The sequence below is a fragment of the Methanolobus sediminis genome, from assembly GCF_031312595.1.
Taxonomy (GTDB): Archaea; Halobacteriota; Methanosarcinia; order Methanosarcinales; family Methanosarcinaceae; genus Methanolobus; species Methanolobus sediminis.
Map to the genome: position 1 here is coordinate 808,448 of NZ_CP133592.1, position 26,340 is coordinate 834,787.

Here is a 26,340-nt window from a genome sequence, read left to right on the forward strand (position 1 = left end):
ACACTTATCTACCTAAATAATGAGATTATAGATTTATTTCGTTAAGTAGATATATGAAAAGTTTCAAAAAGAAAGTATGGAAAGTTGGTGGCAGTATTTCAATTTACATTCCGATCCTTTTTCAACAAGTCCCTTATCATCAAATAATGAGCGTGAATTATTTTATAAAACGACAGATATCAGACAAGAAATAGATACTGAGATTAGTAACTTTGAAAAGTCTCTACCTTTTATTAGATTAATAGTAGGTGAACGTGGTATTGGTAAAACGACTGTAATGCATTATATCAAAAATGAAGCATACAAGTCTCATAATGTAAAACCAATTTATATAGACATTACTTCTGAGAAGGTTGATAGAGATTCAAATATATCTACAATTATAGGATCAAGCATATTAAACACATTTATACAAGAGGTTTTACGTGATTTTTATATACATAACAAAAAAATATGGAAGCAATATGAACCAACATTCGACAAAATAATCGAAGAAGGTGGCTTTCTTATAGGAACAGATAATTGCCCATCTGACCCCTTTAAAAAAATTCATTTTGTTCATCTTAAAAGTATTACTGAGTGGATTTTGACAATACTTGAAACTGAAAAGTTAAAACCGCTCTTATTAATAGACAATATTGATAAAAAGATAGAGTATGCAGAAGAATTTTTAATAGATGCAACCGCACAATCTCTTTTTGAAATGTTTAGTCATAAAAGCGGAATGATTTACATATCTTGCAAACAAAAATTAATAGATGAACTTAAACAAAATAATAATGATGCTGAGATAAGTTATTTGATGGATACTATAACTTTGAACTGTTTAAAACCAATTGAAGCTTATCATCTAATTGATCATAGGTTTAAATCAGTTGCATATCATGATTTTGAAAACCCTTTTAATTTTGAGGCTGTACACGAAATTGTTCAAAAGCAAAATGGGATAACACGCTCAATTATTGCGGAAGTCAAAGATACGTTACAAAAAGCTCAAAGAAAAAATTTAAAACGTATCACAAAAGAGGCATATCTATCAAGAGATTTTTCCACAAAAGATTTTAATCATATATACAACAAAATATTAAATGATCCTTCTGCAAAGAAGGGAGCAGAATATGTAGTCAAAATTTATGATTTTGTGAATCATAACCCAAATGAATTCAAAAATGCTATTAAATACCTAATAAAATTAAGGGAAGAAAAAAAACTATATAAAAATGAAAGTAAATTTGAGACAGAATTCTATAAAAAGAAAATTATCTATTCAGATAGGGATGAAAATCGACAAAAGATTCATCCATCAATTGAATCATTGTTTGTGAAAATAGAAGATGAAAATGTAGAAGTATTATCGTTTTATAACTGGTTTGTGGACTCAAAAATTGATGAAGTTGAATTAATTCCTTTGGAAGATATTTATGAATTCGAGATTGTAGAGTTAATAAAATGGATTCAAGACAAAAACGTACCAAATATCACAAAATCAAAAATTACTAGCCATCAAGATGTTGAAACAAAAAAAGAAATACAAGTATTCTTGAACAAATCAATAGAAGAATATGAAAGTTTAGTAACAGAAGATTGGGATGAAATTGAACTTGAAAATATTCTCTCAACAATTTGGCAATCCCTATTCTACTTCTGCAAAGCATATGCATATTATCGTGCAGGTTGTCTAAAAGAAGATTTTTGCTATAATGGAATAAAGGACAGGAAATCAGATTGGGATAACATCTATTATTTTATAATACATAAGAAAGAATTCTATGTAAAGAGTTGGAAATTTGTCTCGAAGATTAGGCAAATACATATCGGAGTTTGTTTTAAAAACAAAGACTGTCCATCAAAAGAAGAACTTCAAAATCTATATGATAAAATGCATGAACCCATAAAAGAAATGAGTGAGCATTGGAAAAAAACACAGTGTTCTAGTGTGGCAGCTAATTTAAAATCCAAAAATAAGCTAAAGGATCTTTTTGTATCATATGCTAGCGAAGATAAAGAACTATTTGTAAGACCATTGATAGAAACTTTGCATGAAGAAAATTTGACAATATGGTGGGATGAGGCAGAAATAAAAATAGGGGATGATACACTCCAATCTATATCTAAAGGACTCTCTGAATCAAAATATGGGTTAATAATTTTAAGCCCAAATTACATGCGAAAAGATTGGCCTCTAAGAGAACTAAACGCTTTGCTCGCAAAGAAAAAATCAATGATATTACCTGTTTGGCATAATGTCAATAAAGAAGATGTGGATAACTTTTCTCTTATAATCTCTGGTCTACATTCAATAAAGACTGAATATTGTAGTTATGAAGAGATTGCAAAGAAAGTAAAAGATAAAATATTGAATGATGAAATGGAATGATTATCCAATGTTTAATTTGTACACTAAATAACTAAAAGCTCATCATAAAGGATTTTTCTAAAAGTTTTACATTAATACTGTATATTTTCCTTGCTTGAAACTGCACTTCCCTTATTTTTAAAGTACATCTATCACTATAACTTTTGAGTTACCCTGCATAGTATATCCTGTATATCTTCCCTGCATTATCATCACTGACAAAAAGCGAGCCGTCATCTGCAACGATCACATCAACCGGCCTGCCGCTTATTGTTGCAGCCTTGAGCCAGCCGGTTGCAAAATCATTGACCTGAAGAGTGTCCATATCAATATTGACGATCTTATATCCAGTGGGTTCCTGGCGATTCCATGAGCCGTGGAAGCACACAAACAGGTCACCCTGATATTCTTCAGGGAACATATCACCATCGTAGAATGCCAGGCCAAGAGGTGCGGAATGAGCCTGAAGGTCAATCAAACTTGGTATCCTTCCACTATCATTACAGGGGTTTCCGATGTATTCACTATTGTTGAAATCGGTGTCAAATATATTTTTTCCATAGCAATCAGGCCATCCATAGTTTCCGCCTTCAACTATCAGGTTGATCTCATCTGGCGGTGTGTTGTCTCCAAGCCAGTCCCTTCCGTTCTCAGTTACATACAACTGTCCAGTAACCGGATGGAAAGCCAGACCTACAGAATTGCGAAGTCCGCTTGCAAATACTGTAAGGTTGCTCCCGTCAAGGTTGCTCTTTGATATGGCTGCTCTCATTTTATCGGACTCGTCACAGACATTACAGGAAGAGCCCATACTCAGGTAAAGTTCATCATCATGAACCTTTACGGTTCTGGTATAATGACCTCCTGTTGGGAGATTATCGATTAACACCTCAATACTACCATTATCAGCTACAAGGTCTCCATCATCATCCCTTACACGAATGACCCTGCTCTCCTCTGCTATGTAAAACCAGCCATCATAGTAGTCAATACCATGTGGATAATCAAGATCCCGGATAAAGATCTGTAATTCGTCAGCAATGTTGTCGTTATTCCTGTCTGGCAAAATGGCAATTATTCCTTTGTTCGGGATTGAGACAAAAAGCAGACCATCTTTTATCATCATCATACGAGGGCCGGGTGACGGACCACCGAAAGAAAGCAAAGTGCTTCCAAGATCATCCGCATAGACATCGATAACAAAACCTTCAGGCAAAGTGATTCCTTCAACTCCCGAACCTGTAACTGTTGGACGAACACCCAGATAATTGGCAGACAGGACAAGGATTATGATAATTGCCAGAAAAACAAAAGATATCCACCATATCTTCTTCTCAGACTTGATTTGCACCTGTAAACCCCCTATTTAGGTTTGGAGTGCAGGAGATAAAAGGTTTTTCCAGTCATTCAAATTTCCCACTGCAATCTAATAACAGCATATTAGTTTCACCCCGCTTACAACACTATTATTAAGCAGGTGGTCAATTATACATTTCTCTTAAATTAAATGGATGGAATAATTAATGGATGGAAAAAAACAGATATACTTAGCAGGGCCACTTTTTTCACAGGCGGAGAGGGACTTTAACGTACTGCTCAGGGACAAACTGGTTGAGATGGGGTTCTCTGTTTTCCTGCCACAGGAGGATGGTAATGATACCGAATCAAGCCGTATGGAGGACAGGCAGAAAAACATCTTTGACAACGACGTCCGGGGAATTGATAACTCAGACATTATACTGGCAGTGCTGGATGGTGGCAGTGATGTGGATTCAGGAACAGCATGGGAAATGGGTTATGCCTATGCAAAAGGAATTCCGGTACTTGGACTGAAGACCGACTTCAGGACATTCGGAGACGAAGGCATTGTCAACCTGATGATGGAAATGGCAGTTGAAGCACTTGAACGGGACGTAGATTCCATACTCAAAGTGCTTAAGAACTACCTTTAGAATAAGAATAAAATATTACTTCGCAACCAAATTTCATGGCAGGTAAGCGCAATCACTTACCTGAACATGACCCTTCTTTAAAATCTTTTTCTGTGACTTCGCCGCGAGGTTCAGTTTCTGTAAAGATCTGACCCTCAAAAGAGTAAACTTTGGCACCTGTTACCCATGCATCATGAGGAAGACCTGCTTTTATGCATGTGTGATTAAGGAACTCAATCTCATCAAAATCATTTTCAGGAGCTACCTGTGGTAATAGCAGACCCTGCCTGTAGCCACTTTTCACAATAAGTCCATGCCTGCCGATCTTAATCGATGATGGCAGGTCCTTTGGTGGAACATCAACGAGTTCGGGTTTTGTGAGTATGGTCACTTCCACTGTGATGTCATCCATCTCCTCTTTTCTCACCGGTGGGAATCTTGGGTCACGGAGAGCTGCTGACAGAGCTGAATCTGTGATCGCGTGCCTTAATGAGGAATCAGCATACGGATGACCAATACAACCACGCAGGTCATGATTTTTGGTTAAGGTTACAAAAACTCCCCTTACTTCATTAAATATAGCAGGGAGCTGGATCTCCGAACCATCCATCATCTCGCCTGTTCTTAAATACAATTCAATGGCATCCCTGGCAAGCTGAACAGCCGCCTGACCTTCGGTATCTGAAAGCAATTTTAACCCTTCACTCATAAATAAGACTCCTTTTTTGCTGGTATTATCATCAGCAAATTAATTTAGTTCTTATCTGTTAAGTCTGTATCGAGTGGCTGCAACCTTAAGAGCTTCAATTCCCGGCAACTCTACTCCTGCAAGATAATCTATACATGCACCACCGCCAGTACTAAGATGAGAGAACTTCTCGTCATAACCAAGGTTTCTCACTTCTGCTGAAATATGACCGCCACCTGCAATAGAATATTCAGACTGCACAGCAGCTTTAATGATCTCATGTGTACCGAGTGCAAATGGCTCAACTTCTGAGAGACCTGCCGGACCATTTAGAACTACGGTCTTTGCATTCTTTAATTCATCAGAAAAAGAAACAATTGTCTCAAGGCCAATATCGTTTATTGGAAGGTTTCCATCGGGCAATTCACTCACATGAACTTCCACCCTTTTTCCACCATCATTAAAAGCAACATCAATCGGAAGTCCGATCTTGCCATTGAATTTTGCAAGAATACCTTTTCCTCTTTCTATCTGGTCAGTATAACCCTGTGATTCTATGAATTTCAGATTAGTAGAACCTATATCTACACCAGATGCTGCAAGCATCACATTTGCAACAACACCGGTAACAAGTACCCTGTCAGCACCGCCATTACTGAGCACGTTGTCAGCAACGGTCAGTGAATCATCAACCTTTGCGCCACCAAGTACGAAAACGCATGGTCTTTCGCCACCTTTCACACCTCTGTCAAGGGAAGATATCTCTTTCTCCATGACACGTCCGGCACCTGTTGGAAGAGTTTCAGTAAAGCCGGTGATAGAAAGATGACTCCTGTGAGAAACAGCAAATGCATCATTAAGGAATATATCGATCAAAGGAGAGAGCTTTCTTACCATATGTGTGGTTGAGTGTTCACTTGCAGGCCGATTTATACTTTCTTCAGAATAGAATCTGACATTTTCAAGTAAGATCACATCGCCTTTTTTCATAGAAGCAATGGAAGAACGTGCATATGTTCCAAAAATATCGTCCACATACTTGACTTCCTTGCCAAGATACTGAGACATGCGCTGAGAATGCGGTTTCATGGTCGTGAAATCACTTTTACCTGCACGGCTCTGGTGAGCTATAAGTACAACCTTTGCATCCTCAAGATCTTTTATAGTAGGAATGTGGCTCTTTATTCTCATGTCATCGAGAATATTACCATCCATGTCCATAGGAGTATTCAGATCCACTCTCACAAGTATGGTCTTGCCGTCCACATCAAAATCATCAATAGTAAGATAGTCCCTGCTAGTCAAAATTCCATCACCGCTTCTTATAACCTGAATGACTAATGATCAATATATATAGAGTAAATAAGTCCACGTAAGTATATAAATGACATATATTGTCTAATTTTTGGTCATAATGAACTAATCTTATTATATCTTTTCCATTAAGGGAAAAAGGAAAAGGCAGCCAAAAACTAATATTACTTGTATCGTTATTTGTATTTCATTGCAAAATGGTGATCATATGAAGATACTCGGAATATCAGGAAGCCCAAAAGTTGGCCAGAATAATGACACATTAATCAAAGAAATTCTAAAGATTGCAGCAGAAAGAGGTTTTGAAACTGACGCTGTATTTCTCTCAGAATCAAAAGTAGCCCCATGTACTGCATGCGGAGTTTGCGCAAAGGGGGAAAAGTGTGTAATTGACGATGACATGCAGCCAGTCTATGACAAACTTGTGGAAGCAGACGCAATTGTAGTTTCTTCCCCGGTCTACTTCGGAACCATGACTGCACAGCTTAAAGCACTCTGTGACAGAAGTGTGGTGCACAGAAGACAGGGATTCAAGCTCAGCAACAAACTTGGTGCAGCAATGGCAATCGGTGGTTCAAGAAACGGCGGTCAGGAGAAGACAATACAGACTATCCACGAGTGGATGCACATCCACGGAATGATAATTGTCGGTGATGGCGGACACTTCGGTGGAATTCTCCAGAAACCTGCTGCAGAAGATGAAGAAGGCATGAAAACAGCAGTTGACACCATTAACAAAGTCTGTGATGTCCTTGAAATGATGAAGAAATGAAATATTTTCTTCACATATTTATTCAATCTATATTCATTTACTATTTTTCAGTCCAACTCTTTTTGGATGTTTTTACAACAGCCCACAACAAACCATATAAACAAATTGAGACAATCTTATCTTAGAGACAAATACAGGGATTTATTTGTCCATGTGGGTGTAACCATGGGAGAAAAATCAGACCAATCTCAAGAAAGCGGAGCTTTGTTTGAAGCACCAGAAGACTTTGCCTCAAATGCAAATGTCAATGATCCTGATATTTACAGAATAGCTGACGAAGACCCGGAAAAGTTCTGGGAAAAGAACGCAGAGAACATTGAGTGGTATAACAAATGGGATAAAGTTCTGGAATGGGAACCTCCACACTCAAAATGGTTTGTTGGAGGGAAACTCAATGCATGTTACAACTGTCTTGATGTGAATCTCAAAGAGCGTGCAGATAAGCATGCACTTATCTGGGAATCCGAAAGCGGTGAGATTCTCAAATATACCTACAGTGAACTGCTTGAAGAGGTATGTAAGTTTGCAAACGTGCTCAAAGACCTTGGAGTCAAAAAAGGAGATATTGTTACAATATATCTCCCAATGATACCTCAGGTCATAATTTCCATGCTTGCATGTGCACGTATTGGAGCACCGCATAGTGTTGTTTTTGCAGCTTTTTCCGGAGAATCCCTTGCAACAAGGATTGAAAACGCTAATAGTAGAATCCTTGTGACATGTGACGGATACTCACGACGTGGAAATGTGGTCGAACAAAAGAACAAGGTAGACGATGGAATTCGCTCCAGTGAAATTGTTGACAAAGTCGTTGTTGTCAAGCATCAGGACAACGACGTTCAGATGAAAGAGGGAAGAGATCTCTGGTGGCATGATGTTATGGAAGGAGCAGATACTTCATGTGAACCTGAAATTATGGATTCCGAGGATATGCTCTTTTTGATGTACACCAGTGGTACAACTGGAAAACCAAAAGGAATTGTCCACACTACAGGTGGATACATGGTTGCAACCCAGACAACAAGCAAATTCATCTTTGACCTGAAGGAAGATGATATCTACTGGTGTACTGCAGATTGCGGATGGATAACAGGACACTCATATATTGTTTACGGACCACTGGCCAACGGTACTACCCTTATAACTTACGAAGGAGCGCCGGATTATCCTGACAAGGACAGGTACTGGGATATTATTGAAAGACACAAGATTACAATACTTTACACAGCGCCAACAGCCATCAGGACATTTATGAAATGGGGACCATCATGGCCTCAGATGCATGACATATCATCACTCAGACTTATCGGCTCTGTGGGTGAACCTATAAACCCGGGTGCATGGTTGTGGTATCATGAAAATATAGGACTTGGGAAATGTCCTGTTGTCGATACATGGTGGCAGACCGAGACCGGAATGATAATGATATCTCCACTTCCTGGAATCACTGCTACAAAACCAGGAAGTGCCACAATGCCATTCCCGGGAATAAAAGCAACTGTCCTGGATGAAAAAGGAAATGAAACCGCACCAGGAGAGAATGGATATCTTGCAATCCTCAATCCGTGGCCAAGTATGGTACGTACTGTGTTTGGGAATGAAGAGCGGTTCATTGAAACTTACTGGAGCAAATGGGACAATAAGACCTATTTTGCAGGTGACGGAGCAAAGAAAGACAAAGATGGTTACTTCTGGATAATTGGCCGTGTAGATGATGTTATCAAAGTTTCAGGTCATCGTATCGGAAGTGCAGAGTTTGAAAGCATCATGGTGTCACATCCTTCTGTAGCTGAAGCAGGTGTTGTGGGAAAGGAAGATGAGGTCAGGGGTGAGGTTATCTACTGTTACATAACTCTCAGAACAGGGGTTGAGGAAAGCGAAGATATAAAGAAAGAGCTCAGGAATTATGTTGAAAGGAATATTGGTCCCTTTGCACGTCCAAAACAAATAATCTTTGCTGAGGACCTGCCAAAAACAAGAAGTGGTAAGATCATGAGAAGAGTGCTTAAAGCAATTGCAAACGAAAAAGACCCAGGGGACCTTACAACACTGCAGGATCCTGATGTTGTTCAGGCACTGAAAGAAAAAACAAAGTTGCTTGAAGATTAAATTGCAAAATTAACTATTAGAATTCAAAATTAATATTCAGAATAAATAGTAATGATAAAAGGAGAACAAATCTCCTTTATTCATTTAATTCAATGCCTGTGCTTGCTGCAATAGCATGAATATCAAGATGATTTTTCAGAAGGTCAACTACCCTGTCAAGCTTTACCTGTTGTTTAATATGAGCATGACCAATCAGGTTTTCCATTCTCTCAATGGTGTTCATGGTATCACCACGTACAAGAATTACAGGAATTCCGGCTTCCTCTGCACTTGCAAGAACAGCACCGCTTGGACGCATATTTCCAGTAAGAATCAAACATTTAACTCTTGAATCGATTGCAGCCATCTGTATATCTGCCCTGTCACCGCCGGTGATAACAACACTGTTTGGCTGGCGTCTGAAGTATTTGATCGCAGAGCCTACTTCCATTGCTCCTACAAGATAGTTCTCAACAAGCTGGTCCAGTTTATCAGGAGCTACAAGAACCTCGGCATGCAGATCCTCCACAATCTCTGAAATGAATGCCGAGCGCAAGGTGTGGTCTTCATAGATAACTCCAAACACCTTTATGCCCTTACGCTCAAGGAAAGGAACAACTATCTCAGTAACCCTGTCTTCCATGTTTTCCGGAACCTCATTGAGTACTACACCTGTAAGAGTTGCTTTATCTCCAACAATACGCAGGTCAGAAAGTATCCTGTCAACTGCAGAGATAGAATCAAAGCGTGTGACAAGCAACATTGGGATTCCAAGTTTAGATGCTACTTCCGGGTCGGAAAGACCGTACATTGAACCGCCACCGATACAACCTGTACCTTCCACGAATACGACATCTTTATCCTTTGAGATAACAGAATATGCATCTGAAAGCCTTTTGTCAAGGTCTTTCTCAACACCTTTGAGTGCATCGTCTATGAGACTGTCTGTAAGATGGATAGGAGTAACATATTTTGCAGGGTCCTCAATTCCCAGAAGTCTCTTGATACCTTCGGAATCTTCATCCGTAAGTGAACCGTCCACATCGATCAGGAGATTTCCAACCGGTTTCATGTAACCGATCTTCAGACCACTTTCCTGGAATATTTTCCCCAGACCCATACATATAGAGCTCTTACCCGAGTACTCTTCTGATGAACTAACCAATATTGAAGCCATAATTACCATCTCCTTACTCATTCAGATTCAGTGTGAACCTGATATCCATTGCAACACATCCCTGACCTTCAGGCATTACCATTAAAGGATTAATTTCAAATTCTAATATTTCCGGAAAATCCGTAACTAACTGTGACACTTTCAGAAGTGTCCGGACTATTGAATCGATATCCGATGCCGCCTCACCTCTTACACCTGCGATTAACGGATATGTCTTAATTGACGACACCATGTGCTTCGCCTCCGCTTCTGCGATAGGAGCAACTGCAAACGAAACGTCTTTCAGGAACTCTACGTAAGTTCCTCCAAGTCCGAACATCAACAGTGGACCAAATTGTGGGTCCCTGTCCATTCCAATGATGACCTCTTTTCCTCCACTTATCATCTTCTGGAGCTGGACACCTGTGATTGCGGCATCAGGCATGTAGTGTCTTACATCTGACATCATGGAATTGTAAGCACGCTCCACGTCATCCGCATGCTTGAGATTTAAGCGGATACCTCCCACATCACTCTTATGTGAAATGTCGGGTGACAGAATCTTCATGACAATGGGATAGCCCATGTCTTCTGCTGCTTTGACCGCATCGGGAAGGTTTTTTGCTATCCTTGCATCAACAACCGGAATATCATACGCTTTCAGTATATCCATAGATTCAAGGCCATGCATCCTTCTTTTATTTTTAGAAGCAGAATCTATAAAAGATTGAGCATACTCTTTGTCCGCTTTGATCTCAGCGGGAGCGCCACGTTTGTGATTCCTTATGGTGTAATAGTTACAGAGAGCATTCATACTTGCAACTGCTCTTTCTGAAGAGGAGTAATTGGGAATTCCATATTTGTTGAGGATTTCCTCACCTGCCGCAATCCTGCTTCCACCTGCAAAGTTACAGAGTATCGGTTTTTTAGAATCCTTAATCTTTGCTGCAACCTTTTCAGCAATTCCCGGAACATCTGTCATTGACTGGGGAGATACGAGAACTATGATTCCGTTTACGTTAATATCATCCAGAACTACATCAAGAGCATGTTCGTAAAGGTCTGCACCTGCATCTCCTAAAACGTCAACCGGGTCGTAGAAATTAGCAGCAGGTGGCAATTTTTCCCTCAATCTTTCAACGGTCTTCTCTTCAAATGAAGCTATTGACAAGCCTGAATTATAACAGGCATCTGCTGTCAGGATACCAAGACCGCCTGCATTGGTGATTATGGCAATATTCCTGCCTTCCGGCAGAGGACAGACCGAGAAAGCACGGCTGTAATCGAGCATTTCCTCAAGAGAATCTGCACGCAGAACACCACCCTGCTTGAAAGCTGCGTTATAGGCGGCGTCCGAACCTGCCAGTGTACCGGTATGTGATGACACGGCTTTAGATCCGACTGAGGTTCTTCCTGATTTTACAATAACAACTGGTTTTGAACGCGATACCCGCTCTGCAATCTTAATGAATTCAGGACCGTCTTTTACACCTTCAAGATAAGCTGCAATAACTGCCGTTGACGGATCTTGTTCAAACAATTGTAAAAAATCATTTTCCGCAAGTACTGCTTTGTTTCCAAGGCTTATGAATTTGGAGAAACCAACTCCGATCCTTTCAGCCCAGTCCAGGGTCACGGTACATATCGCACCTGACTGGGACATCATGGCTATGTTTCCCTCATATGCCATATTAGCAGCAAAAGATGCGTTAAGTCCTGAAGCAGTATCAATTATACCCAGACAATTCGGACCTATCAGTTTTATTCCATATTTTTCACATAATGCTATACATTCGCGTTCAAGACGTGCACCTTCTATACCGGCTTCCTTAAAACCGGCAGATATGACAATGACATTTCCAACGCCGGCCCTGCCGCATTCATCAATGGAACCGGGAACAAACTTTGCCGGAACCACGATTATTGCAAGGTCGACCTTTGTTTCAGGTGGGACTTCCAGTATGTTATGATAACACGGAAGTCCTAATATTTCATCAACATTCGGATTAATAGGTATGATAGTGAGCTCACTGTTCTGCATCAGATTTTCAAGTACAGCTCGCCCTACCTTTCCTTCTGTTCTGGATGCACCGATAACGGCTACAGAATCAGGATTGAACATTTTCTCGAGCATGATTTCTCCCTGAGATTATTCCCTTTTTATTAATACTGTTCAATGATAGATAAAATTAAGGGAAAAAGTAAAAAGAAAAGAAATTCCCTCAACTCAAAGAGAATTCCTCTAATGTTACTGATTTATTTATGATACAAACTACATAATCATTTTTTCAGACGTCTGTACCTCTTCCCGTCAGGATTGCTGATCTGGAGATACAATTGCTCATAGTGTCCTCTGTATTTATATCCTACAAATCCTATCGCACCGATCATACCTACAAGCAATAGTAGCAGAATTCCCTTGTTACTTTTCTTATCCTGGGGCACCTCTGTTCCAACAGGAACTATCTCATCACCAATAGACATAGCAGATTGGTTTTCAGCAGAGCTGCTCTCTATCAGAGTTGTGACTCCTGGAACAAGAATCGCAAATGGTGAAAAGCCCGGAGTTTCGGCTGAATAATACAGATAATCTTCATCTTCACTTTCAAAGGTGGTTTCCAGAAGAGTCCACTCTCCACCAGAGTAACGGGAAAGTACTATTGAATCCTGTTCAACATCATTGAAATATACCCATGATTTTTCAACTTTGAACCTGATAATCACGTCAGAGATCACATCTGATGAGAACTTTGAATCGCCTACCCAGATGTTAAGGTTCTTGTAAACTGTCCCTGGTGCCTTACTGTCAACAAGAGTGGAAGTTCCCTTTAATATTTCAACCATTGCTTTGATCTGACCTGCATTGAGCTTTGATGTAAAGCTAATTGAAGTTATGCTGTTCTCATCCTCGTTGAATGAGAATACTGTTTCAGTATCCCTCATTACAGACCTCAGAACATAGTCTTTGAGTTCAATATTCTCATATGGCTCTCCGGTATTCTGAGAACCTCCACCACCACTGCTTGAGCTGGACGTTGTACTAGAAGAAGAGGATGAAGATGAGGTTTCAGTAACAGTTATGGAAACTGTCTCATAGTCTTCCTGAGAGCTATCACTTACATAAAAACTAACCGAATAATCACCGATATCCTCACTGGATGGCGTCCATTCAAAGACACCTGTTGACTCATCGAATGATGCGGTTGAAGGTAGATCCAATGCTTTATAGGAGAATGTTTCACCTTCGTCATCATCAGAAACCGAAAGAGAGAAATCCAATGTATTATTTACCGCTACCTCCTGAGCACTGATAGAGTTGAGCTTGGGAGGCATGTTAGAATCTGTGACAGTGATTGTTGCCATTGTACTGTTTTTCAGATTTCCATCTGATACAGTATATTGCACATCGTATACATCTGCATCATTGTAATCCGGCGTACATATGAAAGTGTTACCTCGCACAATACCAAGGCTGCTATCTGTTGAATATGTAAGAGTGTCTCCGTCAGGATCGGTAGCACTCAAATTAACGTAAAGAAGACCATTTTCACTAACGGTATAATCATCAACAGCATCTATTACAGGAGCACGGTTCACATCATTGACCACGATGTCAACTACCTGATATGTGGCATACCTATCCTTAGTGTTGGTTTCTGAAACTTTGAACTCCACTTTATAGATACCAGATAGATCATAATTGGGAAGCCATGTAAATGTAACTGGAGGAACACTGCCAGTTAAATATGAACCTGATGGAGAAGATGAAAGTACAATATCAATCTTATCATTATCATTATCGTATGCCGTGATATCAAAAGACAACTCTGAATTTTCATCAATTGATTGGGAATCTACCATATTGAACTCAGGAGGAGAATTTGAATCACCAATAACAATCTGTGGATATTTTGTATCTGAAAGGAAACCATCACTTACGCTAAAGGTCAGAACACGACTACTTGTAGTAGGATTCGGCCATTGGAACAATCCTATTTCCGAATCAAAAGATGCACCTGTTGGCAAACTACTCACCATTGTGTAAGTAAGCTCATCACCATCAGCATCAAAAGCGTCTAGTTGAATTGTAACAGGTGTAGTTTCATTAACTGAAACATCACTAATGGAAAATAGAATAGGGTCACGGTTCACATTTGAAACTGTTATTAAAGCAGTCTGACTCACTGAGGAAGAACCGTCAGTTACACTGAAAATAATATCATGTTCACCCTGGTCATCATAGTCAGGTGTCCAGGTGAAAATATTGCCTTCAAGGGTTCCGAATGAGACATCCTTTGAAAAAGCAAGTATATCTGAGTCCTCATCTGTTGCCGCAAGTGTTAATTGGATCTCTTCGCCCTCATTTTTGGAAGAATCAGCAATAGCGGAAAAAATCGGTGCACGGTTTGTGTTTTTCACTGTAATAGTGATATACTCAGAATCGAGGTGTGAACCATCAGAGACCACAAACTGAACCAGATAATCACCAGCCTGTTCATAAGTAGGGGGTCCATTCAAAAAGACCAGAAGAAGCATCAAGAGTTGCACCAGCAATAGAATCAATATCCGGACAGGAAAACGTAAGAGTATCGTTCTCGGGGTCATCCGCAGATAATGTGAAAGTCAGCAAACTGTTCTCATTGACCGAGCGGTCACCTATCACATCAAGAATTGGAGTATCTGTTACAGCTGCGATTGCTGTCGTTTGTAATAAGATGAAAAGTGTGAGAATAAGCAGAAATTTTATAAATAACCGCTGAATGAGTAAATTACGATCCATTTTTCCCCTCCAACTAAATGAGAAGGTATGTTCTGTTTGCTATCAAACCCCTCTATAGTCTACTCTATTTTATCTCGTATTGAGATAAAGCTATTTGAATATAATAATCCACATATATTTTCAGATTGGTGTTTAATAGTTACATGAAGAAAAATAGGACAGCAGGAATAAAACCATCTGCTGTCAAATACATGTTATTTATTTTTTGGTACGTCTGTAACGCTTTCCATCAGGATTTCCTAGCTGCAACTTCACCTTCTCGTAGTAATCTCTGTTCCTGTAACCAACTACTCCGATAGCTACCAAACCGATAAGCCCAATGATTAGCAGGAATGGGAATGATGAACTTTCCTTTTGTGGGAGAGCAGCTCCTGAGTCCAATGGAGATGCGTCATTATCTTCTGTAGACTTCAATTGTTCTATATCCACTGAAGTTGCTTCAATCTTCTCAGCTGAAGCCTCTGTGGTAAGTGTGGATGGATCTACACTTGATATTGCAAACGGAGAGAATCCGGGTGTTGTGGAAGTGAAGTAGTAGTAGTATTCATCCTCTCCTGTTGCTTCTGTTGAAAGTGTATCCCATTCACCACTGTTGTACCTACAGAGTGTGATGAACGATACATCGATATTATTCTCTTCTACCCAGATCTTTTCAACCTTAAAGTTGATGACACGGTCACCTATTACATCGTCTCCCAGATTAGAATCGATGTAAATGTTCATGTTCTGGTAAACATCACCTGGTGCTGCAGACTTTACCTGAGAGGAAGTATCCTTCAATACTTCGATAACTGCCTTGACCTGTCCACCATTGAGCTCAGATGTAAAGCTCAGGGAAACTATGTTGTTGTTCTCCTCGTAGAAGGAGAATACCGTTTCAACATCCCTTACTACAGACTTCAGGGTATAGTCCTTGAAATCGATGTTATCAAAGTCTTCACCGGAGGTCAAAGCTCCGCCTCCGCCTCCTCCGCCACCACTGCTGCTGCTTGAGCTAGAAGTTGTCTCGACTGAACTAACTACAACTTCTACTGTTGCTGTGTAACCACCAGTGTTTGCATAGCCTTCTGGAATATCACTCAATGTAGCAGTGAAAGTATAGGTTCCTGCAGTATCAGGATCATAAATGTCAGTATCAACCCAGTCACTTACATTTACGGTTACAGCACCAGAGTTAGCTGTGACATTTGCTGGCAAGACTACTGCTACTTCTGCTGCATCGGCATAGGTTGCTGAACCTGCTGTACCTGCACTAACATCACTTATTGAATCAAATGAGGTGATCTCTACAAGTGCTGCAACCACGAAGGTTACATCAAATGATCCACTGACACTTTGATCAGCTGTCACTGTAACGGTTGCAGTATAACTTCCAACAGCCAATCCGTCATTAGGTACAACTGTGAACGTTGTAAAGGTTGTGGAATCGTCCAGTGTTGTAGCTACGGGTTGTGTTACTGTGAAATCAGAAGAATTGACGCCGCTAAGTGCAACAACAAGGCTTGTAATGTCACCGGTTCCGGTCCTTGTAATATTGACAGTAGTTGGAGTCTCTGATGCATAACCGGCAGTAACTGAACCAAGATCTACAGTACCACTTGCATTCAAGTTTATAGTGTAGGTTGGTGCTGCTGCTGCAACCACGAAGGTTACATCAAATGATCCACTGACACTTTGATCAGCTGTCACTGTAACGGTTGCAGTATAACTTCCAACAGCCAATCCGTCATTAGGTACAACTGTGAACGTTGTAAAGGTTGTGGAATCGTCCAGTGTTGTAGCTACGGGTTGTGTTACTGTGAAATCAGAAGAATTGACGCCGCTAAGTGCAACAACAAGGCTTGTAATGTCACCGGTTCCGGTCCTTGTAATATTGACAGTAGTTGGAGTCTCTGATGCATAACCGGCAGTAACTGAACCAAGATCTACAGTACCACTTGCATTCAAGTTTATAGTGTAGGTTGGTGCTGCTGCTGCAACCACGAAGGTTACATCAAATGATCCACTGACACTTTGATCAGCTGTCACTGTAACGGTTGCAGTATAACTTCCAACAGCCAATCCGTCATTAGGTACAACTGTGAACGTTGTAAAGGTTGTGGAATCGTCCAGTGTTGTAGCTACGGGTTGTGTTACTGTGAAATCAGAAGAATTGACGCCGCTAAGTGCAACAACAAGGCTTGTAATGTCACCGGTTCCGGTCCTTGTAATATTGACAGTAGTTGGAGTCTCTGATGCATAACCGGCAGTAACTGAACCAAGATCTACAGTACCACTTGCATTCAAGTTTATAGTGTAGGTTGGTGCTGCTGCACTTGCTACTAGCACTGGGTTAAATATCGATAAAACTATGGAGATCGACAAAAGTACCCTTATATAATTCAATACCCCGTTTTCCTTACTGTTTTTAATAAAGGGATGCATACTCTCACCCTTGAATATATCTGCGATCTGAGTCCGATATATCATATATTTATTTTGAGCTGCATACAACCACAAATACAACTACGTCTATTGCTTTTACGGACATACAGTTGTATCACTGATGCCCCACATTACTCCACGTTTATCAATATATCCTGATATATTATAAAAGTATTCAATATCTGCGTTTTTATAAATAAAACCATATTATTATACTATATAATTATATACTAGTATTTTATAGAATTGAATACATCAGTGACGTATTGACAACTATGACATAATCAATGTAATGATAGATAAGAATGGTGATTCAAAAAATATATCTATAATGTACATGTTACACCAGCCACCTATTATTAATAGAGATGAAATATTTGGATGAAAAAACAGCCTTCCAAAAATTCAAGCAGAATATAGTTCAGTGGTTGCATACAGAGTCACTGATATCTAACACGCTTGCGATGATCATAGGAATCCTGACAGGGCTTGCAATTGTTTTCTATGATACACTGCTGGAGATCGGTCACACCGCCTTCTTTGGAACAGTTTCATCCTCACCGCGATATTTCATTATTCTTTTGCCTGCAATCGGAGGACTCATTGTAGGGCTTATTGCCCATTATACTATCAATACCAGAAGATACGACATAGAAGAGATCATTGAGGCAACTGCCCTGCGTGGCGGCAGAATGTCAGTTCGTAATGCTTTTCTTGAAGTATTGGCATCCATCATATCCATCGGGTCAGGCGGATCAGCCGGAAAAGAAGCACCCGTTGTTCTTGCAGGTTCAGGAATAGGATCTGCTCTTGCCGAAACACTGCATATCCACGGAAACAGAGTAAAGATACTCATCGGATGTGGTGCCGCAAGTAGTATTGCCGCAGCATATAATGCCCCTCTTGCAGGTGTTGTCTTTGTCGTAGAAGTGATTCTTGGTGAACTGGAAGCAAGCAGTTTCATACCAATTGTGGTATCAGCAGTATTTGCTACAATCGTTTCAAGTCTTGTTTTTGGTGCCGAGAATATAGGGGTTGCAACATACGAATTCGTTGATCCTTCCCATGAATTTGTACTCTATCTCCTGCTTGGAATTTTAGCAGGCCTTACATCCGCACTGCTGATGCGTACCCTTTTCAGCATACATCAAATATTTGACTCCCTGCAGATGCATCCGGTGATTAAACCCGCATTTGGCGGACTACTGGTAGGATTTATCGGGTTTTTCTATCCACAGGTGTTCGGTGTCGGATATGATGTGATCACAGATGCCCTCAATGGTAATCTCGCATTACAAGTAATGTTCCTGCTGATATTTTTAAAGATAATTGCTTTTTCATTCACCATGGGCTCCGGCGGATCAGGAGGATCCATTGTACCTGCTCTTTTTGTAGGAGCAATGATGGGAGGAAGCTATGGATCAATAGTTCATGGATTATTCCCGCAAGTCACGGCAGAATCCGGAGCATACGCACTTGTTGGAATGGGAGCTGTCTTTGCAGGAACCAGTAGAGCACCGCTAACCTCCATTCTTATCCTCTTCGAACTTACAAGGGACTATAATATGATACTGCCAATCATGCTGGCATGTGTCGTCAGTAATGTCATATCCAGTTCCATTAATTCAGAATCCATATTTACAGAAGGACTCCGTCGTAGAGGATTTACCATCAGGAAAGGAAGAGAAGTTGACATTATGGAAGCACTGCTTGTTAAGGATGCAATGAAACATAACGTACAGACTGTGTCCGAGAACAAGAATGTAGGTGCGCTCATCGCACTTATGCAGTCAAGCAGACATGCGGGCTTCCCTGTACTTGACTCCAATGGACAACTTTCCGGAATTGTAACTCTTAAGGATGTCAGAGATAAAGTCGGCCATGACGAACTGGAAAAAACTATCACAGAAATATGCACCAAAGATGTTGCAATAGCTTATCAGGACGAAACACTGAATACTGTACTAAAACGACTTGCTGCAAAAGATATAGGCAGACTCCCGGTGGTATCAAGATCAGATAGCACTAAATTGCTGGGAATCATCACCCGCAGTGACATAGTCAAACTATATGACAAAAAGATACTGGACAAAGTCCAGAGAATTCAGAAAATGAACCCGGATCAGTAAATCATTTGCTGAAGAAAAAATCCAGGAATGGATTCCGCTTTTTAAACGGATGCATATTTAATTGTCATCAACAATGCGACCCAGGAAATAACCAGGTGTCGCATCATAGATAAGCACACGACATGTAATTCCGGGCTGCAAATCGCATTCAGGAATTACAACAGGTTTGTATGACGCAGTTCTTGCCATCATACCTTTCTGCTTTGCAGGTTTAGACAGGAAAACTTCCACCTCTTTTCCAATCATTCCTTCGCGGGTAGAAAGCTTCACAGCCTCACACACCTCATGAAGCTCATTGGACCTGTTCACAACAACACGTGAATCTATTTTGCGCATGTCCCATGCCTTTGTATGCGGCCTTGGAGTAAAACGGGAAATATTAACCTTTTCCGGCTTCCATTCTTTTACCCATTCCACTGTCTTTTGGAAATCTTCATCCGTCTCACCGGGGTAACCTGCAATAATATCTGTGAAAATAGTCATATCAGAGAATCGTTCCCTGAAAGCCTCGATGATAGCATTAGCTTCTGAAATTGAGTGATACCTGTTCATATTCTTCAAAACATCATCTGAAGCAGATTGTATTGGCAGGTGGAGGAATTTGTATATCCTTTCATCCTCAAATGCGTCAAGCAGGTCATCAAGAATAGGAATAACTGAGAATGGATTCATCATTCCCACTCGTATCCTGTAGTTACCCGGAATCCTGCATATCATTTTCAACAATTGTGGCAATAGAACTTCTTTGTCTGTTCCGTACTGCCCGTTATCCTGTGAAGTCAGCCAGATCTCCCGGCAACCTTCGTCAACTGCTCTCTGGATATCATCAACGATATCTTCCGGTTCAAATGAAGATAACTTTCCGCGTGCAATGGTCACTATGCAATAAGCACATGCATAATTGCAACCCTGGGAAAGCTGGCAGATATGAATATTAGGATTGTAACGAATCCTCGGGACACTCTGGAAACCCTCCGGTTCTTCAAGGAAGAGTTTCACGCTGCCGCCTGTCAGTTCATTGCGTGAAAGGGAATCAAGTACCTGACCTAATCTGGATATCGAATTTACACCCAGTATATGAGCATCAGGGTTCTGGTGCATTATGTCGTCAAGCTGTACTTCAGGCATGCACCCTGTTACAATGACAGATATTCCTTTTTCACCATATTCCCGAATTTGATGGAGAATTTTCTGCTCTGTACTGTACTTCACAGTACATGTGTTGATAACCACCACATCGGCATTGTTCTCAGGGACAAGTTCATGTCCACCGTCCCTGACACTTGCCTTCATAATTTCGGCTGATGCCTGACTGGCAGAGCAGCCGTATGTAGAAATATGTACTTTCATTTTAAGTTAGTTCAAACCTTATCAGGCCATTCTGAGAGGGTTCTTCTCTTTGTCATGGATATAGATAGTGTCGGTAAACTTCACAACACCGGAACTTCCCATAGTAATACTGTGAACCCTGGCATCACCTTCACCAAAAAGACTTACGCCATTGAGCAGAATTCCCGGAGTTACACCGGTTGCTGAGAATATGATATCTTTTCCAGGAGCCAGTTTCTCAATATCAAGGACATTATTGAGGTTTTCCTCGGTAATTCCCATAGTTGCAAGCCTTGGCATTTTTTCAGCCTTCTCCTTTTCAATCTCTTCAGGTGTGCCACCATTTGCAACAGTTGGAAGAACAAGTCTTGCAAGCATCTTACCACCAAGGATCTTCATTGCTGCAGCAGTCAGGACTGCTTCGCCTGAGCCTCCTGCACCAAGAACCATGTGAATTCCTGAACCACGGATTGCAGTTGCAATTCCAGGCATAAGGTCACCGTCACTGATAAGATTCACTCTGGCACCGGTCTCTCTAATCTCTTTTATCTTATCCTTGTGTCTTTGCCTGTCAAGGATAACAACAACAAGCTCGTCAATATTCCTGTTTAAGGCTTTTGCAACGATCTCAAGATTGCGGATAACAGGTGCATCCAGATCGATCTTTTCATCAGGATGTGTTTTCTCATATTTGACAACTTCAGGACCGACAACGATCTTATCCATATAGATATCCGGTCCGTGGAAAAGTCCTTCCCTCTCTGCCATAGCCATTACAGCTATTGCACCTGGAATACCATCGGCTGCAAGATTTGTTCCTTCGAGTGGATCTACTGCTATATCTACTTCAAGATCACCAACACCTGTACCTACTTCCTCACCGATGAAAAGCATAGGTGCTTCATCGCGCTCTCCTTCACCGATCTTGATGACACCTTTCATATCGAGACAGTTCAGCATCCTGCGCATGGCTTCAACTGAAACCTGGTCTGCGTAGTTCTTGTCACCACGGCCCATCTGGTAAGAAGCTGCAATTGCGGCTGCTTCTGTGACATGTAAAAGTCTGGGTAAAAGGGAACTTTCGATTGGTCCTGCACATTTTATCAAAGCTTCGGCGGTTTTTGGATGAGGCATAATTATCTTTTCCTAATCGGTTTCTTTCATGAATGATTGTGTGGCACATGTATTAATGTTTACTATATTAGAGTTGCGAGGGCTTCAATACGTTGTCATGATCCGTTTAGAACTCACTTATTTTAAGATATCAACAAGAGCAACCCGTTCCAGTACTAACAATGGAATACTATCTTTTCCTGTTGCCTTAATTTCCTGTTCAGTAATAGAGAACTGACTTGCAAGAGTTTCATTTTTGCTTTTAGAATAAGCTACCACATGCTTTTCGTCTACAATCATCCTTAGATCTTGAAGAGTATTTTCGATATTTTCCAGATCACCGAGAACTACAAAGACCACATTCATCTCACCTTCACGAACACCCATGGAAAATGCTTCTTCTATCTGTCTTTTCCCTGAAGCATACCTCATGATCTCCACGCCAATGTCCCTGGCAACATTTGAACCATTCTCAACAGCTCTTAAAGCTTTTTCAACTGCAAAAGCGATATGTTCATCACCAGCAACTTTGTCCGCATCCATTGCCTGTACAACAGTGTCATGTGAAGAAGAAACAGATGCCAGCTCTTTCAAAAAGGCAGGTACATTCCGGATAGATACAGAACCACCAATCGTCTTGAATTCCATATTACTGAATACACAGGTAACCGAGAATAAGCATAACGGTCTGAAAAAAAGAAAAATATTGATTTATATCATATTTTTTGTGCAACTAGTTAACTTTATCACATGTCAGAACTAATAGCAAGGAAGAGAGGGTATTCATGTACGAACAATTTGTAAATTCCATTGGAGAACGTTTTCGATGCCTTAACTGTGGATACATAATGGAAATCCAAAATTCCTGTCATTGTTGTGATGATGGAGGAGTAAAGTGTTCTTTTTGTGGAGAACACATGTCTAAACAATAGTAAATTGATGAGATAAAACCATTATTTTATGTTCAGAAATAATCCGGCCGACCTTTGAAAGCACTCTTAAGAGCAGCATAGATTGTCTTTTCCGTGTGTTTTATGTAGGTTGTTATTTATTACCACATCAAACACTACTGATAATAAACAATTGAATTTCACCCTGAACTATTATCCAATATCCCGGCACGATTAAAACCCGGAATCCATGGATGCAACTAAGATTTATAGTTTACAGGATGAATACAGAAAGTTAATATTTAACCTAATAGAGTAAATATGCTAACTCTTTTGGTTAATTACACCCGGTGTGAGAGGTGCTGACAATGGAACAGGATTATGATCCACATAGAATAGAAGACAAATGGCAAAGCCGTTGGAATGAAAGCAGGATATTCGAGCCAGAACCTGATGAAAGAGAGAAATTCTTTATCACTATCCCTTACCCATACTTAAACGGCAATTTACACGCCGGGCACACAAGAACATTCACCATAGGTGACGTTATTGCCAGGCACAAAAGAATGCTTGGTTACAACGTGCTTTATCCAATGGGATTCCACGTTACTGGAACACCTATTGTAGGTCTTGCTGAACTTATTGCGAACAAAGACCCGCAGACAATGGATGTTTACTCACGCCTGCATGGGATTCCTGATGATATCCTTGAAACGCTAACAACACCTGAAAGCATAGTTGACTATTTCAAGGTAGAAGCTGAAAAAGCAATGCGTGCAATTGGTTACTCTATTGACTGGAGACGCAAGTTCACAACAACAGACCCTACTTACAAAAAGTTCATCGAATGGCAGTTCAATCTTCTTCATGACAAAGGGCTGATCGTCAAAGGAGCACACCCTGTTAAATGGTGCCCTAACGACAACAATCCAGTCGAAGACCACGATATCCTTCATGGGGAAGAAGCCACAATTGTTGACTTTACACTTGTAAAATTCACTTATGACGGCATGGTACTTCCATGCGCCACTCTCAGGCCTGAAACCATTTTCGGTGTTACAAATCTCTGGATCAACCCTGATATAGAACACGCAAAGATCAAGGTTACCAAAGATGGACGCGAAGAGATATGGGTAGTCAGCCAGGAAGCATATCATAAACTCACTTTTACAGACAGGACAGTTGAATTCATAGAGAATGTCCCTGGAAAAGAGCTTGTGGGTCTCAAAGTAAAGAACCCGCTTTCAGGAAATGAGGTCATCACACTCCCGGCTTCATTTGTCAAACCAGGAAACGGCAGTGGTATTGTCATGAGTGTGCCTGCACATGCACCTTATGATTATCTTGCACTCAAAGATCTTTACGACAAAGACCTTTCTGAATACGGAATTACAGAAGACCTGAAAGAGATAAAACTAATATCACTTATCCAGGCCAAGGAATTCGGGGAATATCCGGCAGTTGAAGCTGTTGAACAGCTTGGTGTTAAAGACCAGAACGATCCGAAAGCCGAGGAAGCAACAAAAATGGTTTACCGCCGTGAGTTCCATGGTGGTGTCCTGAAAGAGAACACCGGTAAATATGCAGGTGTTGCTGTTTCCAAGATAAAGGACATTCTTACACGTGACCTGATCGATGAAGGCATCGGAGAAGTGTTCTATGAATTCAGTGAACCTGTAGTATGCCGCTGCGGTACAAAATGTGTAGTGAATATGGTAAAAGGACAATGGTTCCTCAATTATTCAGACCCGCAGTGGAAAGCAAAGGTCTACAAATGTATTGAGAATATGGAGATCATCCCTGAAGAGATCAGGGTCGAGTTCAACAACAAAGTAGACTGGCTCAAGGATAAGGCATGTGCCAGAAAGAAAGGTCTTGGAACAAAACTTCCATTTGACACAAACTGGCTTATTGAGTCACTTGGTGATTCTACAATCTACATGTCATATTATATTACTAACAAATTCTTTGCGCAGGGCGTTGATGTCGAGCAACTAAAGCCTTCACTCTTTGATTATGTGCTTCTTGGAAAAGGTTCAGTCCAGCAGACAGCCATTGACACCGGACTTTCAGAGCAGCTCATTGCTAACATCAAATCTGACTTTGATTACTGGTACCCTGTTGACCTGAGATCCTCAGGAAAGGATCTTGTACCAAATCACCTGTTGTTCTTCCTTTTCCACCATGTTGCGATATTCGAGGAGGATAAATGGCCACGCTGCCTTGCAGTCAATGGATTCGTATCCCTTGAAGGCCAGAAGATGAGCAAATCCAAGGGACCTATACTTACCCTAATGGAAGCTGTTGGAACCTATGGAGCAGACATCTCCCGTATGTATATCCTGTCAAGTGCCGAACAGACACAGGATGCGGACTGGAGAAATGTAGGCGTTGAAAGTGCAAAGAAACAGGTTGAAAGATTCTACAAACTTGCAATGGAAATAATTGATTCCGGTGCTACATCAGGAATTGATGATGAACTGAAGCTTATCGACCGCTGGATGCTCAGCAGACTACAGCAGTGTGTCAGGGAAACAAACAATGATATGACATCCATCAGGACAAGGAGCGCACTCCAGAATGCATTCTTCCTGCTCTACAACGATATAAAATGGTACCAGAGAAGAGGTGGAAGTACACTGCTTTACGATGTTCTTGATACATGGGTGCGCCTAATGGCTCCGTTTACACCGCATATCTGTGAAGAGCTCTGGAGTGCAATGGGTCACGGTGAAGGAGACTTCGTATCCCAGGCGGCATATCCTATATTCTGCCCAAGGTTCATTGATAACGATGCAGAACTTGCCGAAGAACTCATGTGCAGCACACTTTCAGATATTGAAGAGATCATCAAGGTCACAAAGATAACACCAAAGATGGTAGCTCTTTACACCGCACCTGAGTGGAAGATCAAAGCATTCAAGATGGCTCTTGAGATGAAGAATGAAGGAGACCTTAATCCTGGAAAGCTTATCAAAACATTGATGGCAGATCCTGAAAACCGCAAGTACGGCAAAGACATACCAAAATATGTCCAGAAGCTTGTACCTGACCTGAGCAGCATGAAGACCGAAAGATTTGAGATGCTGTTGGGAATGAGTCTTGATGAGATGACAATACTCAAAGAGAACATCGGTTGCCTTGCAAACGAGATCGGTTGTACCATACAGGTATACAATGCCGATGAGCCGGAGTATGACCCGGAGAATAAATCCAAGTTTGCAGCACCACTCAGACCTGCAATATATCTTGAATAAAACACTGGTTTTTAACTGGTGTTTTTCACTTTTCTTTTTTTGCAATTCTTATTCTATGTTGCCATAAAGGTAAAAAGATAGATAAATATAAATTTGAAGCCAATAAAATAGAA

The 26,340-nt window shown here is 40.7% G+C and carries 17 protein-coding genes; 6 read left to right on the forward strand and 11 right to left on the reverse strand.

What is annotated here, in order from left to right:
- Window positions 1–76 precede the first annotated feature (76 nt).
- Window positions 77–2,377, forward strand: a complete 2,301-nt coding sequence (locus tag RE474_RS03810; protein ID WP_309311655.1) for a TIR domain-containing protein — start codon at window positions 77–79, stop codon at window positions 2,375–2,377.
- A gap of 148 nt (window positions 2,378–2,525) precedes the next feature.
- Here RE474_RS03810 and RE474_RS03815 read toward each other — a convergent pair whose 3' ends face one another.
- Window positions 2,526–3,707, reverse strand: coding sequence for a PQQ-dependent sugar dehydrogenase (locus RE474_RS03815; protein WP_309311656.1), 1,182 nt, complete (start codon window positions 3,705–3,707; stop codon window positions 2,526–2,528).
- 172 nt (window positions 3,708–3,879) lie between these two features.
- Between RE474_RS03815 and RE474_RS03820 the strand changes: the two genes are divergently transcribed.
- On the forward strand, window positions 3,880–4,308 hold the full coding sequence (locus RE474_RS03820) for a nucleoside 2-deoxyribosyltransferase (protein WP_309311657.1): 429 nt from the start codon (window positions 3,880–3,882) through the stop codon (window positions 4,306–4,308).
- A gap of 52 nt (window positions 4,309–4,360) precedes the next feature.
- Here RE474_RS03820 and RE474_RS03825 read toward each other — a convergent pair whose 3' ends face one another.
- Both RE474_RS03825 and RE474_RS03830 read right to left on the reverse strand, forming a co-directional pair.
- Window positions 4,361–4,996 carry a TIGR00296 family protein gene (locus tag RE474_RS03825; protein ID WP_438861581.1) on the reverse strand — a complete coding sequence of 212 codons (636 nt, stop codon included), beginning with the start codon at window positions 4,994–4,996 and terminating at the stop codon, window positions 4,361–4,363.
- Between the two features lie 51 nt (window positions 4,997–5,047).
- The gene (locus RE474_RS03830; RefSeq protein WP_309312201.1) at window positions 5,048–6,283 is read right to left on the reverse strand and encodes a phosphoglycerate kinase; all 1,236 of its coding nucleotides are present in this window, start codon (window positions 6,281–6,283) and stop codon (window positions 5,048–5,050) included.
- Between the two features lie 214 nt (window positions 6,284–6,497).
- On the opposite strand from RE474_RS03830, the gene RE474_RS03835 reads away from it, so the two are divergent.
- Both RE474_RS03835 and acs read left to right on the forward strand, forming a co-directional pair.
- Window positions 6,498–7,061, forward strand: a complete 564-nt coding sequence (locus RE474_RS03835; RefSeq protein WP_309311658.1) for a flavodoxin family protein — start codon at window positions 6,498–6,500, stop codon at window positions 7,059–7,061.
- A 165-nt stretch (window positions 7,062–7,226) separates the two neighbouring features.
- Entirely contained in the window at window positions 7,227–9,170 is a 1,944-nt protein-coding gene (gene acs, locus RE474_RS03840; RefSeq protein ID WP_309311659.1) for an acetate--CoA ligase, read from the forward strand.
- A 76-nt stretch (window positions 9,171–9,246) separates the two neighbouring features.
- Here acs and RE474_RS03845 read toward each other — a convergent pair whose 3' ends face one another.
- The 5 genes from RE474_RS03845 to RE474_RS03865 form a co-directional block, all read right to left on the reverse strand.
- Window positions 9,247–10,326 (reverse strand): phosphotransacetylase family protein, encoded by a 1,080-nt coding sequence (locus tag RE474_RS03845; RefSeq protein ID WP_309311660.1) that lies wholly within the window; start codon window positions 10,324–10,326, stop codon window positions 9,247–9,249.
- Between the two features lie 13 nt (window positions 10,327–10,339).
- Entirely contained in the window at window positions 10,340–12,439 is a 2,100-nt protein-coding gene (locus tag RE474_RS03850) for an acetate--CoA ligase family protein (RefSeq protein ID WP_309311661.1), read from the reverse strand.
- Window positions 12,440–12,585: 146 nt separating this feature from the next.
- On the reverse strand, window positions 12,586–14,841 hold the full coding sequence (locus tag RE474_RS03855) for a PGF-pre-PGF domain-containing protein (RefSeq protein WP_309311662.1): 2,256 nt from the start codon (window positions 14,839–14,841) through the stop codon (window positions 12,586–12,588).
- Window positions 14,801–15,085, reverse strand: coding sequence for a hypothetical protein (locus tag RE474_RS03860; RefSeq protein WP_309311663.1), 285 nt, complete (start codon window positions 15,083–15,085; stop codon window positions 14,801–14,803). The genes RE474_RS03855 and RE474_RS03860 overlap by 41 nt, the downstream gene beginning before the upstream one ends.
- 198 nt (window positions 15,086–15,283) lie before the next feature.
- Window positions 15,284–17,413: a PGF-pre-PGF domain-containing protein gene (locus RE474_RS03865; RefSeq protein WP_309311664.1), complete on the reverse strand. Its 2,130-nt coding sequence runs from the start codon at window positions 17,411–17,413 to the stop codon at window positions 15,284–15,286.
- Window positions 17,414–17,886: 473 nt separating this feature from the next.
- Here RE474_RS03865 and RE474_RS03870 point away from each other — a divergent pair, with 473 nt between their 5' ends.
- Window positions 17,887–19,638, forward strand: coding sequence for a chloride channel protein (locus RE474_RS03870; RefSeq protein ID WP_438861582.1), 1,752 nt, complete (start codon window positions 17,887–17,889; stop codon window positions 19,636–19,638).
- 57 nt (window positions 19,639–19,695) lie between these two features.
- Here the strand turns inward: RE474_RS03870 and RE474_RS03875 are convergent, their stop codons facing one another.
- The 3 genes from RE474_RS03875 to cgi121 form a co-directional block, all read right to left on the reverse strand.
- Window positions 19,696–20,988, reverse strand: coding sequence for a tRNA (N(6)-L-threonylcarbamoyladenosine(37)-C(2))-methylthiotransferase (locus RE474_RS03875; RefSeq protein ID WP_309311666.1), 1,293 nt, complete (start codon window positions 20,986–20,988; stop codon window positions 19,696–19,698).
- Window positions 20,989–21,009: 21 nt separating this feature from the next.
- Entirely contained in the window at window positions 21,010–22,101 is a 1,092-nt protein-coding gene (gene glpX, locus RE474_RS03880) for a class II fructose-bisphosphatase (protein WP_309311667.1), read from the reverse strand.
- Window positions 22,102–22,218: 117 nt separating this feature from the next.
- Window positions 22,219–22,728 carry a KEOPS complex subunit Cgi121 gene (gene cgi121 / locus RE474_RS03885; protein ID WP_309311668.1) on the reverse strand — a complete coding sequence of 170 codons (510 nt, stop codon included), beginning with the start codon at window positions 22,726–22,728 and terminating at the stop codon, window positions 22,219–22,221.
- Window positions 22,729–23,338: 610 nt separating this feature from the next.
- On the opposite strand from cgi121, the gene leuS reads away from it, so the two are divergent.
- A complete protein-coding gene (gene leuS / locus RE474_RS03890; protein ID WP_309311669.1) occupies window positions 23,339–26,227 on the forward strand; it encodes a leucine--tRNA ligase in 2,889 nt (962 codons plus the stop codon).
- Window positions 26,228–26,340: the final 113 nt, after the last annotated feature.